Below are 13228 nucleotides of genomic sequence, written 5' to 3'. Positions count from 1 at the left end.
CGAACCGCCGGGCCGGTACGGCTACTTGAACCTTCGGCCCGGGACGGCTACTTGAACCGCAGCGCCTTCAGCACCCGCAGCCCGCCGGTCATCACCGCGGCGAACTGCCGGTCGTCCAGCCCGAACGAGGGCGCGATCGGCATCAGCCGCTGGGTCGCGACGGTCTGCGCCTCGGTGAAGCGCAGGATGCCCTCGGCACCGTGGCGGCGGCCGAGCCCGGAGTCGCCCATGCCGCCCATCGGCGAGCCGATCGAGCCGTACGCGGCCGCGTAGGCCTCGTTGACGTTGACCGTGCCGGTGCGCAGCCGGGCCCCGACCGCCCGGCCGCGCCGGGTGTCCCTGGTCCAGACGCTGGAGTTCAGGCCGTACGGCGTGGAGTTGGCGGCGGCCACCGCCTCGTCGTCGGTGTCGAAGCGGTAGACGGAGACGACCGGGCCGAAGGTCTCCTCGCCGCAGACCGCCATGTCCGGGGTGACCCCGTCGAGGATGGTCGGCTCGAAGAAGTACGGGCCGAGGTCGGGCCGGGCCCGGCCGCCGGCCAGCACGGTGGCGCCCGCCTTGACCGCCTCCTCCACGTGCCGGGTGGTGGTCTCCAGCTGGCGGACGGAGACCAGCGAGCCCATGTCGGCGCCGTAGGCCAGGCCGCCGCCGAGGCGCAGCGCCCGGGTGCGGGCGGCGAAGCGCTCCAGGAAGTCGTCGGCCACCGAGCGGTGCACCAGCAGCCGCTCGATCGAGATGCACAGTTGCCCGGCGGAGGAGAAGCAGGCCCGCACGGCGCCCGCGGCGGCCCGGTCGAGGTCGGCGTCGGAGAGGACCAGCATGGCGTTCTTGCCGCCGAGTTCGAGCGAGGCGCCGACCAGCCGGGCGGCGGCGCGCTGGGCGACCTCCCGGCCGGTGCGGGTCGAGCCGGTGAACGAGACGTAGTCGGCGTGCTCCACCACGGCGGGACCGATCACCGGGCCGTCGCCGATCACGACCTGCCACAGGTCGGCCGGCAGCCCGGCCTCGATCAGCAGCTCGCGGGCCCACAGCGCGGTCAGCGCGGTCTGCGTGTCCGGCTTGTTGACCACGGCGTTGCCGGCCGCGAAGGCGGGCAGGACGTCGCCGACGGACAGCTCCAGCGGGTAGTTCCAGGGCGAGATGTGGCCGACCACGCCCTTGGGCCGACGGGCCTCGACCGCGTGGGTGAGCACCGGCAGCGCCCCGCCTCGCCGCTTGTCCCGGAGGTAGCCGTGCGCGGCCCGCCCGTAGTGCCTGGCGGCCATGGCGACGGCCAGCACCTCCTCGAAGGCGTGCAGCCGGGCCTTGCCGGTCTCGGCCTGGACGAGGTCCAGCACCTCGTCCTGCCGCTTGAGCAGCAGGTCGTGGAAGCGCAGCAGGACGGCCGCGCGGCGGCGCACCGGCAGCACGGCCCAGGCCGTCTGGGCGCGGCGGGCCAGTTCGAAGGCGACCTCGACGTCGGCCGGGGTGGACCGCGGCAGGCTCGCCAGCCGCTCGCCGGTCAGCGGGGCGACGGTCTCCACCAGGCTGGGCTCGCCGGTGGCGGTGACGCCGGCGGCCAGCCGGGCGACCAGGGACGGCGGGACGGCCGCCGCGACGGTCCGGCCCCCGCCGGGGGCGGGCGGGTTCCCGGTCGCGGGGTGTTCGGTGGCCGCTGCGCCTGCTGTGAGGTCCGACATACGGCGCAGCCTAGGCGCTCGACGGCCGGTCCGGTACCCGTCGGTAACAAGAATCTGCCGCGGCCGGGTGGAGCGGGCTCCCCCCGGTCAGCGGGTCGGCGCGAAGTAGTGCAGCACGGCGTTGAAGCGCTGCTCCGCCTCGTTCCACTCGTTGCCCCGGTCCGGGCTGGACGAGTAGATCGCGTAGCTGGTGCCGTCGTCGTCGATGAACTCGGCCTCGACCGCCCGGCGCCGGCCGCCCTCCTTGGCGAGGTAGCTGAACTCCCAGACGGCCGCCTCGTGGCCGTTCACCGCGACGCCGGTCATCTTGTGCTGCTTGTACTCCTTCAGGTTCTTGGAGACGGTGGCCTCCATCTGCCGCAGGTGGTCCAGTGGCTTGACCGACTGGCCGACGGTGACCGCGAACTGCAGGTAGTGCACCTTGTTGTCGGGGCTGTAGTAGACCTGGTTGTCGGGTGTGGCACTGCGCTGCCAGGCCGGGCTGACCGAGGGCAGCGGGAAGCGGAAGCCGGCCGGGTCGTCGACCCAGTGGTAGCCGTTGGGCGCCGCCGGCCCCGGGCTGGCGCCACTGGTGGGGTCCGGGCTGACGGAGGCGGTCGGGACGGGCTCGTCGGCCGTGGAGGCGGCGACGTGCCCGGTGGTGGTGTGCCGGGTGGCGAGGAAGGTCGCGCCGGCCGCCAGCAGGCCGACGGCCACCGCGATCACGACGATCTTCAGGGTGCTGCGGCGCTTGGCCGGCCCGCGCGCGGGCGTGACGGGGTGCGCCACCGGCGCGACCGCTGCGGTGAGCGCCGCCGCCTCGTCGGCCGCGCCCCCGGTGGTGTCCGGAACGGCCCCCGAGCGCACCCCGGTCGGCTCCTCGGCCTCCACCGTCGTCCCCGGCGCGGCCTCCTCCGCGTGGTCCTCCGCCGCCGCCGGGCGCTCGCTGCGGTCCACCACGGGCACCGACTGGGTGGGCGCGCGCAGCGGCGCGACCGACTTCAGGCCGATCGTGTGCCCGGCCTTCACCTCGGCCAGCATCCGGGCGGCCTCGTCCGCGTTCGGCCGCTCGGCCGGGTCCTTGGCCATCAGCGCGGCCAGCACCGGGCCCAGCGGCCCGGCCCGGAGCGGCTCCGGCAGCGGCTCGCCCACCACGGCGGCCAGCGTGGTGATCGGCGAGGTCCGGCGGAACGGCGACTGGCCCTCCACCGCGGCGTACAGCGTCGCCCCGAGGCCCCACAGGTCGGAGGCCGGCCCCGGCCGCTCGCCCTGGGCGAGCTCCGGCGCCAGGTAGTCCGGCGAGCCGACCAGGTCGCCCGGCCGGGTCAGCTCGGCCGAGCCCTCGTACGTCGCGATGCCGAAGTCCAGCAGCACCACCCGCCCGGTGCCGCGCTCCAGCAGCACGTTGGCCGGCTTCACGTCGCGGTGCAGGACGCCGAGCTGGTGGCCGCGGTGCAGCGCGGCGAGCACCTGGCTGCCGACCTCGGCGACGGCGCGCGGCTGCAGGGTGCCGTCCTGGCTGATCACGTCGGCCAGCGAGCGGCCGTCCACCAGCTCCATGACGATCCACGGCCGGCCGTCCTGCTCCAGCACGTCGTGCACCGTGATCACGCCGGGGTGCTTGATCCGGGCGGCCGCGCTGGCCTCCCGCTTCATCCGGGCGTGCAGGATCTGCAGCTCGTCCTCGGGCAGGTGGTTGACGGTCAGTTCCTTGACCGCGACCTCGCGGTTCAGCATCCGGTCCCAGGCCCGCCAGACGGTCCCCATCCCGCCGCGGCCGAGCCGGTCGCCCAGCTCGTACCGCCCGGCCAGCAGCCGCTCCGTCTCGGCCGTCTCCGGCCGGTCCTGCACGCCCATCGGCGACCACTCCCCCTCACATCCGTCTGCCGTCACAGCGACGGAGGGCCTGGTGCAGACCACTGTTCGAACAAATCCCACGCACACATTAGGCGCACCTTGCCAGCCCCGGTAATCACGCTCACCCGTCGGACCGACGGCCCGGGACAGTCCGGGGCCGTCAGCCTGCGAACAGCACCACCGCGGTCACTCCCAGCACCAGCAGCAGGAACACGCCCCCGACCAGCAGCGGGCCGAGCAGCGCCGGAGGTATCCGCGGCGACCGCACCTCGTCCGGCCGCCCGGCGCCCACCCCGACGTCCGCGCCCACGACGACCTCCGGCCGCCCCCGTCCACCACCCCGCCCGCGCCGACGCCGCACCAGCGGGGCCTCCGGTCTCAGCACCAGCGCCCGCGCCGCCCACTCCTCGTCGACCGGCTCCGGCGCGCCCGCGAGCAGCGCCGCCAGCTCCCGGCGGGCCTCCTCGGCGGTCGGCCGCAGCGAGGGGTCGGGCTGCAGCAGCCGCTCGACCAGCGGCGCCAGCGGCCCGCAGGCCGCGGCGGGCTCCCGCCGCCCGTCCCGGACCGCCGACACCAGCTCCGGCACGCCGCCGTCCGGGAACGGCGAGCGGCCGGTGACCAGCCGCTGCACCAGCACCCCGAGCGCCCAGCAGTCGCCCGCCGGGCCGCCGTCCAGCGGCCAGCGCTCCGCCACCGGGCCGACCAGGGTGGCCCGCACGTCGTACCGGCGGCGCCCGCCCGGGCCGCCGAGGTCCTCGGCCAGCGCCTCCTGCGCCACCCCGGACAGCAGCCCGCCGAGCATCGCCGCGCCGTCCTCGCAGACCAGCACGGACTCGGGGGTCAGGTTCCCGTGGACGAGTCCGTCCTCGTGCAGCGCCCGCAGCGCGCCGGCCAGGTCCGCCGCCAGCTCGGCCGCCCGGTAGGGCGGCACCGGTCCGGCCGCCACCAGGTCCGCCAGCGTCATGGCGCCCGACCGCTCCTCCACCGTCCACAGCAGTTCGCCCTCGACGAAGGCACCGAGCCCGCGCAGCAGCCGGGGGTGCCCGGTCGGCGCGGACGAGCCGACCGCCGCCACCCGGCGGACCAGCCGGTCGGCGTGCGCGGGCACCTCGCCGTCCAGGTCCTGACCGGTGGTCAGCAGCGCGGGCAGCTCCAGGGCGCGCAGCAGCACGGACTCCCCGGTGCGGTCGTCCACCGCCAGGGCCCGCAGGAGTTCGGGACGGTCCGTCAGCCGGTACCGTCCCGCCAGCAATTGCCCCGGGCCGCCTCGCATGCCAGTTCCTCTCGCTCACCGAGCAGCCTACTGAGCGGCTCCTTTACGCTCGGTCCCATGGACTGGACCGATCTGATCGACACCGCCTTCAAGGTGGCGGGAAACAACAGCCAAGCCAATCAGGCCGAGGCCGTGCGCACCGTGGAGGCGGCCGTCATCGACGGCGAGAATCCGGTCGCCTCGACGGCCGGGCGCCATCCCGACCACTTCCGCAAGGGCGTGCTCGTCCTCACGACCCACCGACTGCTCTTTCTCAAGGACGGTAAACCGCCGGTCCCGGTTCCGCTTACGGCGGTCACGGACGCGGCCGTGGCCAGGACCAAGCTCAACGGCGACGTGCTCACCGTCGTCGCGCTGACCGGCTCGCACCGGTTCGAGGACGTGGCCAAGGCCGACGTCTTCGCCGAGCAGCTCCGGGAGGCCGCCCGGCTCGCCCGCAAAGCCGCTTCGGCCGCCCGCCCGGCGGCCGACACCGCCCCCGCCGACCTCAGCGCGGGCGACCAACTCCTCGGCCAGCTGGAGCGGTTGGCCGCCCTGCACGCCTCCGGCGCGCTCACCGACGAGGAGTTCACCCGGGCCAAGGCCCGCCTGATCGGCTAGGCCCTGCCCGGCCGGGGCCAGGATCTACGGCGCGGGCTGGAAAGTGGCGAAGGCCGTGTCCCGGGCCTGGGAGTTGGCCGGGGCACCCCAGTCCGCGTCCGGGGTGATCCAGTAGATCGCGTAGCCGTACTTGGCCGGGTTCCCGGTGACGAAGCCCCGGTTGAGCGAGTGCGTGCGCGGCGTGCCGCTGATCCACTCCCAGTCGGCCGCGTTGCTCCACTGCCGGTAGTTGATCGCGGCCAGGTTGACCCGCTGGTAGTTGGTGACCTTCGAACGCAGGCCCGGCTCGGACTCCTGCCAGTCGGCGACGGCGCTGGGACCGGGGGTGGTGGTCCACTCGATGGTCAGGGTACTGCCGTTGCCCTTGAAGATCCGGCGGACGCCCTCCGAACCGGCCGGCTGGAGCCAGTCCGGCAGGACGACCGAGAAGCCGGTCGGGTCCTTGTACTCGTGGTAACCGGCCGGCACGGCGGTCCCCGGAGGGGTCGGGCTCTGCGCGGGGGTGGTGGCGGGCGAGCCGGCGGCCGGCGGGTTCGCCGCGGAGGGGCCGGGCGTGTCGGCCGGCTTGTCGGGGGCCGGCGTGTCGGTGGCCGGCTTCTCCGGGGCGGGCTTGTCGGTGCCCGGCTCCGGCTCCGCGGGCGGAACGGACGCGGCCTGGGTCCCGCTCGGCCCGGTCTCGGGGCCGGCCGAGACCGACGAGGTGGCGCCCGCGCCGTTCGCCGACGAGTCGTCCCCGTTGCCGACGGCCTGGAGCACCGCGACCACCCCGGCGATCAGCAGCAGGACCAGCACCACGGTGACGACGGCCAGCCGCCGCCGCCCGTTGCGCGGGTCGGCACCGGCCGCCTGCGTGGCGCCCAGGGTCCACTCACTGGTCACCGGCCGGATCGGCTCGGCCGCCGGAGCCGAACCCGACGCCGAGCCCGACGCCACCTCCGAGGACGGCGAAGCGGGCTCGGGCGCCGGCTCCACGACGGGCTCCGCCGCGGCGGCGGGCTCCTCGTCCTTGGCCCGGCTGCCCACCCGGACCGTCCCCAGCAGCCCGCCGATGGACCGCTTGCGGCCCTCCTCGGCCTCCGCCGGGGCCTCCTCCGGCTCCACCGCGACGGCCGGCCGCTCGACCGGCAGCGCGTGCACGGTGGTCGACTCGGCCTTCGAGGTGGCCTCCGCGACGACCCGCTTCAGCATCGACCGGGTCTGCGAGGCGTCCAGCCGCTCGGCCGGGTCCTTGGCGAGCAGCCCCTCGATCACCGGCTGCAACGCCCCGGCGTTCACCGGAGCGGTCAGCTCCTCCGTCATCACCGCCGTCAGGGTGGCCAGCGCCGAGCCCCGGTCGTACGGCGGCCGGCCCTCGACCATCGCGTACAGCGTGCCGCCCAGCGACCACAGGTCGGCCGGCGGCCCGGGCTTCTGCCCGCGGGCCCGCTCCGGGGATATGTACGAGGGCGCGCCGACCAGCATGCCGGTGGAGGTGACCGAGGCGTCGCCCTCCACGCTGGCGATGCCGAAGTCGGTGAGCACGACCCGGCCGTCGTCGCCGATCAGCACGTTGGACGGCTTGACGTCCCGGTGCAGGATGCCCAGCGCGTGCGCGGCGCTCAGCACGCCGAGCACGTCGAGCGCGATCTCGGCGGCCCGGGCGGGGGCCAGCGGCCCGTCCTCCCGGATGACGTCGGCCAGCGAGCGGGACTCGACCAGCTCCATGACGATCCACGGCCGGTCGTCCTCGTCGACCACGTCGAAGACGGTGACCGCCGAGTTGTGCCGGATCCGTGCGGTGGCCTTGGCCTCGCGCAGCGTCCGGACGATCAGCCGGTGCTTCTCCTCCTCCTCGACGCTGGCGTTCATCCGCAGTTCCTTGACCGCGACGGTCCGCCCCAGCATCTCGTCCTCGGCGCGCCAGACGGTGCCCATGCCGCCGCGCCCGAGCACGCCGTTCAGCCGGTAGCGGCCGGCCAGGAGGCGGCCGGTGGAACCCTGCGCCTGGGTCATTCGGAACGTTCCCCCATGTGCTGCTGGCGGTCGTGGTGACGGCGTGTCGGCCCGGCCTCAGGCCCGAACGCCCAAGTCTCCATCATCCCCTGTCCCCGGGGGCCGGGACCACCCGGCCCCCGCACCCGATCCGGGGCGTGCCGGATCGGGCTCGGCGCTCCGTGCCCGATCTGTGATCGAAAACTCGCCAAGATCTGGCCGGGGCGCTGCTACCGTTCGGCAGCTCATCGTCTTTCCGGGGGGATCCGACGCCCATGACCGCACCCGCACCGGGCGCTGACGGCCAGTCGGGCCGGCCGCGCACCGCCCAGCACTACTCGGTCACACCCACCCTGGATTCCCCCGAGGGCTACGTCGCGCCCGGTATGCCCGGTGTCCCGGTGGCCGGATACGTCCCCGCCGTCCGCTCCCACCGGACGGGCCCGCGCCGCCGCACCGCCCTGGCGGTCGCCCTCGCCCTCCTCGCCATGCTGCTCGGCGGCCTGGCCTACGGCTGCGCGCCGGCCCGGGCCGCGGACAGCCTCGGCTGGCTGGCCATCGCCCTCGCCGCCCTGGTCGCCTTACCGCTCGGCCGGCTCGGCGGCCGCAGCCGGGTGCTGCCGCTGCTCGGCGCGCTGCTCGCGGCCTGCGCGCTGCTGCTCGGCCAGCTGACCGGCCAGCTCCGCCGGGTGCACGCGGCCGGCCCCGGCCCGCGCGGCCTGCCGCACGACGCCCTGGCGCACTGGCGCGCCGAGCTGCGCGCGCTCGACCTCGCCTTCTACGGCATCGCCCTGGTCGGCGGCTTCCTCCTCACCCGCCGCACCGCCAACCGCGGCTGACTCCGGTCCGGACAGCCCGAGGCCCCCGCCGGCCGGAACCGACGGGGGCCTTCACCACGACGCGTCTCAGCGGTGGTTGAGCGCCGGGTTGACGGTCACCTCGACCCGCTGGAACTCCTTGAGCTCGGTGTAGCCGGTGGTGGCCATCGCGCGGCGCAGCGCGCCGAACAGGTTCATGGTGCCGTCGGGGGTGTGCGAGGGACCGGTCAGGATCTCCTCGGTGGTGCCGACCGTGCCGAGGTCCACCCGCTTGCCGCGCGGCAGCTCCTCGTGGACGGCCTCCATGCCCCAGTGGAAGCCCTTGCCGGGCGCGTCGGTGGCGCGGGCCAGCGCGGCACCGATCATCACCGCGTCGGCGCCGCAGGCGACGGCCTTCGGGATGTCGCCGCTGTAGCCGACGCCGCCGTCCGCGATCACGTGCACGTAGCGGCCGCCGGACTCGTCCATGTAGTCCCGGCGGGCCGCGGCCACGTCGGCGACGGCGGTGGCCATCGGCACCTGGATGCCGAGGACGCCCCGGGTGGTGTGGGCGGCGCCGCCGCCGAAGCCGACCAGCACGCCGGCCGCGCCGGTGCGCATCAGGTGCAGGGCCGCGGTGTACGTGGCGCAGCCGCCGACGATCACCGGGACGTCCAGCTCGTAGATGAACTGCTTGAGGTTGAGCGGCTCCGCGCCGCTGGACACGTGCTCGGCCGAGACGGTGGTGCCGCGGATGACGAAGACGTCGACGCCGGCATCCACGACGGCCTTGGAGAACTCGGCGGTGCGCTGCGGCGAGAGCGCGGCGGCGGTGACCACACCGGAGTCGCGGACCTCCTGGATCCGCTGCTTGATCAGCTCGGCGCGGATCGGCGCGGCGTAGATCTCCTGGAGGCGGCGGGTCGCGGCGGCCTCGTCGGTGATCGTGGCGATCTCGTCGAGCAGCGGCTGCGGGTCCTCGTAGCGGGTCCAGAGGCCTTCCAGGTTCAGCACGCCGAGGCCGCCGAGGCGACCGATGGCGATGGCCTGCTGCGGCGAGACCACGCTGTCCATCGGGGCGGCCAGGAACGGCAGCTCGAAGCGGTAGGCGTCGATCTGCCAGGCGATCGAGACCTCCTTCGGGTCCCGGGTACGGCGGCTGGGGACGACGGCGATGTCGTCGAAGGAGTACGCCCGTCGGCCGCGCTTGCCTCGCCCGATCTCGATCTCAGTCACTTCGAGCCCTTCTGGTTTGTTGCTCATGCCCGCCGGGTCACCCCGGCCGCCCCCAGTATCCCGCACCCCGGTTGCCTCGCGCGCTCGCCTCCGGGGCGCGGGGCCCACCCCGGCGGCCCGCCCCCGCCCCCGGGCGCGCCGAAGGGCCCGGCGCCGGGGTGCGGCGACGGGCCCTCGATGTCCGCGGACTCAGCGGTTGGAGTAGTTCGGCGCCTCGACGGTCATCTGGATGTCGTGCGGGTGGCTCTCCTTGAGGCCCGCCGAGGTGATCCGGACGAAGCGGCCCTTGCTCTCCATCTCGGCGATGGTGGCGGCGCCGACGTAGCCCATGGTCTGGCGCAGGCCGCCGACCAGCTGGTGCAGCACGGCCGACAGCGGGCCGCGGTAGGGCACCTGGCCCTCGATGCCCTCGGGGACGAGCTTGTCGTCCGAGGCCACCTCGGCCTGGAAGTAGCGGTCCTTGGAGTACGAGCGGCCCTGGCCGCGGGACTGCATCGCGCCCAGCGATCCCATGCCGCGGTAGGACTTGAACTGCTTGCCGTTGATGAACATCAGCTCACCCGGGGACTCCTCGCAGCCGGCCAGCAGCGAGCCCAGCATCACGGTGTCGGCGCCGGCGGCCAGCGCCTTGCCGATGTCGCCGGAGTACTGGAGACCGCCGTCGCCGATGACCGGCACGCCGGCCGCCTGACAGGCCACCGCGGCCTCGTAGATGGCGGTGATCTGCGGGACGCCGATGCCGGCGACCACGCGGGTGGTGCAGATGGAGCCGGGGCCGACGCCGACCTTGACGCCGTCCACGCCGGCGTCGATCAGCGCCTGGGCGCCGTCGCGGGTGGCCACGTTGCCGCCGACCACGTCGATCCCGACGGCCGACTTGATCTTGCCGATCCAGGCCAGCGCGTTGTGGCTGTGGCCGTGCGAGGTGTCCACGACCAGGAAGTCCGCACCGGCCTCGACCAGGGCCTGGGCCCGGTCGAACGCCTCGGCGCTGGCACCGACGGCGGCACCGACCAGCAGACGGCCCTCGGCGTCCTTGGCGGCGTTCGGGTACTGCTCGGCCTTGACGAAGTCCTTGACGGTGATCAGGCCCTTGATCCGGCCCTCGTCGTCGACCAGCGGCAGCTTCTCGATCTTGTGGCGGCGCAGCAGCGCCATCGCGTCCACCCCGGAGATGCCGACCTTGCCGGTGATCAGCGGCATCGGGGTCATGATCTCGCGGACCTGGCGGCTGCGGTCGGACTCGAAGGCCATGTCACGGTTGGTGACGATGCCGAGCAGCTTGCCGGCCTCGTCCGCGATCGGCACGCCGGAGATGCGGAACTTGGCGCACAGCGCGTCGGCCTCGGCCAGCGTGGTGTCCGGGCCGACCGTGATCGGGTCGGTGACCATGCCGGACTCGGAGCGCTTCACCAGGTCGACCTGGTTGGCCTGGTCCTCGACCGACAGGTTGCGGTGCAGCACGCCGACGCCGCCCTGGCGGGCCATCGAGATCGCCATCCGCGCCTCGGTGACCTTGTCCATCGCGGCGGAGAGCAGCGGGATGTTCACGCGCACGTTCCGGGAGACCCGCGAGGAGGTGTCGACCTGGTTCGGCAGCACCGCGGAGGCCCCGGGCAGCAGCAGGACGTCATCGAACGTGAGCCCGAGCATGGCGAACTTCTCGGGTACGCCTGCGGCGTTGTAAGACATTTGGGGGGTACCTTCCGTGGCCGGCCTATTCCGCTCACGCCCTGAGGGTGGGGCGCGTTCATCGCTCACTCGCAGCAGACCGCCGAAGCCGGGTGGTTTTGGAGGAACCTCCAGGGGAACCCCGCGCGCACCCGCGAAACTTTGGCAACCCGCCCAGGCGCCGATACCCCATGGTACTGGCACCGCGAATGTGTCCTCGTGTGCCCTTGACAACACCGGCCCCCCGTGGCTCATTCCGGCCGGTCAGGGCTTCAGGAGGACTCCTCCGCCAGCGCCCGCAGCCGGCTGAGCGCCCGGTGCTGCGCCACCCGGACGGCGCCCGGGGACATCCCCAGCACCTCGCCGGTCTCCTCCGCCGACAGCCCGGCGGCCACCCGCAGCAGCACCAGTTCGCGCTGACGGGCCGGCAGGTTGGAGAGCAGTTCCTTGGCCCAGGCCGCGTCGCTGCTCAGCAGCGCCTGCTCCTCCGGGCCGAGCGCCTCGTCCGGCACCTCCGGCAGGTCGTCCTGCGGAACGACCGTCGAGCCGGGCCCGCGCATCGCGGCCCGCTGCAGATCGGCGATCTTGTGCGCGGCGATGCCGTAGACGAAGGCCTCGAACGGTCGCCCCTGGTCCTTGTACCGGGGCAGCGCGCACAACACCGCGACGCAGACCTCCTGCGCGACGTCGTCCACGTGGTGCCGGGCGCCGCCGGGCAGCCGGACCAGCCGGCCGCGGCAGTAGCGCAGCGCCAGCGGATGGACGTAGGCGAGCAGGGCGTCGATGGCCGGGCCCTCACCGCGGACGGCGGCCGCGACGAGCTCGCCCACCAGCGGGGAGCCGCCCGCGCCGAGCACCGGCGGTCGACCGGGGCCGGGCACCGCGCCGGGGCCGCCGGGGTCGGCGTACGACGGATCGCCACCCGGGCCGGAGGGCTCGGCCTCCACCGGGTCCGCCTGGCCGGCCGCACCGGCGACGTCGTCACGCATCGGTCCATGGTGCCTGGTCGAGCGGGAAAACGCGGCACCGCGTCCGGAGTTGTGCACCGGAACGTTATGCGCTGCGGCGCCGTACGGCGTGCCGCCGCGCACCACCGGCCCCTCCTGCACCGTACCGCCTCCCGCCCCGCCGCCGTCGGTGGTCCCGTCCTTCGCGCCGTCCGCCGCATGTCCCGCGGCCGTGTGGTTCGCCGCAGTGCCTGTCCGCTGGTCCCCGAGGTGCTCCACTCCTCCATGGTGCAACCTCGGGACCGTAACGTCACACGCCCGGACGACGTCCGTCCCGGGAACCGTCGGCGGCGCGCCGCAGCCGGCGGCGCCACCGGCGGTCAGCGGACCAGGCCCCAGCGGAAACCCAGCGCCACCGCGTGCGCGCGGTCCGAGGCCCCGAGCTTCTTGAACAGCCGTCGGGCGTGGGTCTTGACGGTGTCCTCGGACAGGAACAGCTCGCGGCCGATCTCGGCGTTGCTGCGGCCGTGGCTCATGCCCTCCAGCACCTGGATCTCACGCGCCGTCAACGTGGGCGCCGCGCCCATGTCGGGGCTGCGCAGCCGGCGCGGGGCGAGCCGCCAGGTCGGGTCGGCGAGGGCCTGGGTGACGGTGGCCCGCAGCTCGGCGCGCGAGGCGTCCTTGTGCAGGTACCCGCGGGCGCCCGCGGCCACCGCGAGCGCGACCCCGTCGAGGTCCTCGGCGACGGTGAGCATGATGATCCGCGCGCCCGGATCGGCGGACAGCAGCCGCCGGACCGTCTCGACCCCGCCGAGGCCGGGCATCCGGACGTCCATCAGAACGAGATCGGAGCGGTCGGCCACCCAGCGGCGGAGGACCTCCTCCCCGTTCGTCGCGGTGGTGACCCGGTCCACACCGGGTACGGTCGCGACCGCGCGGCGAAGCGCCTCGCGGGCGAGCGGGGAATCGTCGCAAACGAGAACGGAAGTCATGACCGTCGTCCTCCGCAGCTGATCCGCGTCACGTTGAGCCTCCTGGCTGGTACGAACCTCTCCGACACGGCCGATCGGCGACAGAGTCCGTGCTGATCGCCTCGAATTCCGCGCGATCGTTCCCGACGTCCGGCGCCCGCTAACCGCCTCCGCACTTCCAACGACCGTCACTCGAATGAGTTACGGCCTTCGGGGCCATCTCCACCACTGTACGTGGCCAACCCAT

The 13228-nt window shown here is 74.3% G+C and carries 10 protein-coding genes; 2 read left to right on the top strand and 8 right to left on the bottom strand.

Translation table 11 applies throughout. The features are described from left to right. Positions 1 to 47: 47 nt before the first annotated feature. The 3 genes from AB0O19_RS05885 to AB0O19_RS05875 form a co-directional block, all read right to left on the bottom strand. Complete coding sequence (locus tag AB0O19_RS05885; RefSeq protein WP_363618025.1) at positions 48 to 1679, bottom strand: succinic semialdehyde dehydrogenase; 1632 nt, start codon at positions 1677 to 1679, stop codon at positions 48 to 50. Positions 1680 to 1766: 87 nt separating this feature from the next. Continuing rightward, positions 1767 to 3515, bottom strand: a complete 1749-nt coding sequence (locus tag AB0O19_RS05880) for a serine/threonine-protein kinase (protein WP_363618023.1) — start codon at positions 3513 to 3515, stop codon at positions 1767 to 1769. A 160-nt stretch (positions 3516 to 3675) separates the two neighbouring features. Further along, on the bottom strand, positions 3676 to 4767 hold the full coding sequence (locus tag AB0O19_RS05875; protein ID WP_363618021.1) for a protein kinase: 1092 nt from the start codon (positions 4765 to 4767) through the stop codon (positions 3676 to 3678). Positions 4768 to 4845: 78 nt separating this feature from the next. Between AB0O19_RS05875 and AB0O19_RS05870 the strand changes: the two genes are divergently transcribed. Next, a complete protein-coding gene (locus tag AB0O19_RS05870) occupies positions 4846 to 5388 on the top strand; it encodes an SHOCT domain-containing protein (protein ID WP_363618019.1) in 543 nt (180 codons plus the stop codon). Between the two features lie 24 nt (positions 5389 to 5412). Here the strand turns inward: AB0O19_RS05870 and AB0O19_RS05865 are convergent, their stop codons facing one another. Further along, positions 5413 to 7380, bottom strand: coding sequence for a protein kinase (locus AB0O19_RS05865; protein WP_363618017.1), 1968 nt, complete (start codon positions 7378 to 7380; stop codon positions 5413 to 5415). Positions 7381 to 7634: 254 nt separating this feature from the next. Between AB0O19_RS05865 and AB0O19_RS05860 the strand changes: the two genes are divergently transcribed. Beyond that, complete coding sequence (locus AB0O19_RS05860) at positions 7635 to 8198, top strand: hypothetical protein (RefSeq protein WP_363618015.1); 564 nt, start codon at positions 7635 to 7637, stop codon at positions 8196 to 8198. Positions 8199 to 8264: 66 nt separating this feature from the next. Here AB0O19_RS05860 and AB0O19_RS05855 read toward each other — a convergent pair whose 3' ends face one another. The 4 genes from AB0O19_RS05855 to AB0O19_RS05840 form a co-directional block, all read right to left on the bottom strand. Beyond that, positions 8265 to 9392: a GuaB3 family IMP dehydrogenase-related protein gene (locus tag AB0O19_RS05855; protein WP_063348999.1), complete on the bottom strand. Its 1128-nt coding sequence runs from the start codon at positions 9390 to 9392 to the stop codon at positions 8265 to 8267. Positions 9393 to 9581: 189 nt separating this feature from the next. Beyond that, positions 9582 to 11084: an IMP dehydrogenase gene (gene guaB, locus AB0O19_RS05850; RefSeq protein ID WP_363618013.1), complete on the bottom strand. Its 1503-nt coding sequence runs from the start codon at positions 11082 to 11084 to the stop codon at positions 9582 to 9584. A 251-nt stretch (positions 11085 to 11335) separates the two neighbouring features. Beyond that, complete coding sequence (gene shbA, locus AB0O19_RS05845; RefSeq protein ID WP_079135824.1) at positions 11336 to 12052, bottom strand: RNA polymerase sigma factor ShbA; 717 nt, start codon at positions 12050 to 12052, stop codon at positions 11336 to 11338. A 338-nt stretch (positions 12053 to 12390) separates the two neighbouring features. Further along, positions 12391 to 13002 carry a response regulator transcription factor gene (locus AB0O19_RS05840; RefSeq protein WP_014136228.1) on the bottom strand — a complete coding sequence of 204 codons (612 nt, stop codon included), beginning with the start codon at positions 13000 to 13002 and terminating at the stop codon, positions 12391 to 12393. Between the last annotated feature and the right edge of the window lie 226 nt (positions 13003 to 13228).

It is taken from the genome of Kitasatospora sp. NPDC091276, assembly GCF_040684355.1.
Taxonomy (GTDB): Bacteria; Actinomycetota; Actinomycetes; order Streptomycetales; family Streptomycetaceae; genus Kitasatospora.
This window is presented reverse-complemented; position numbering and strand designations above follow the sequence as displayed.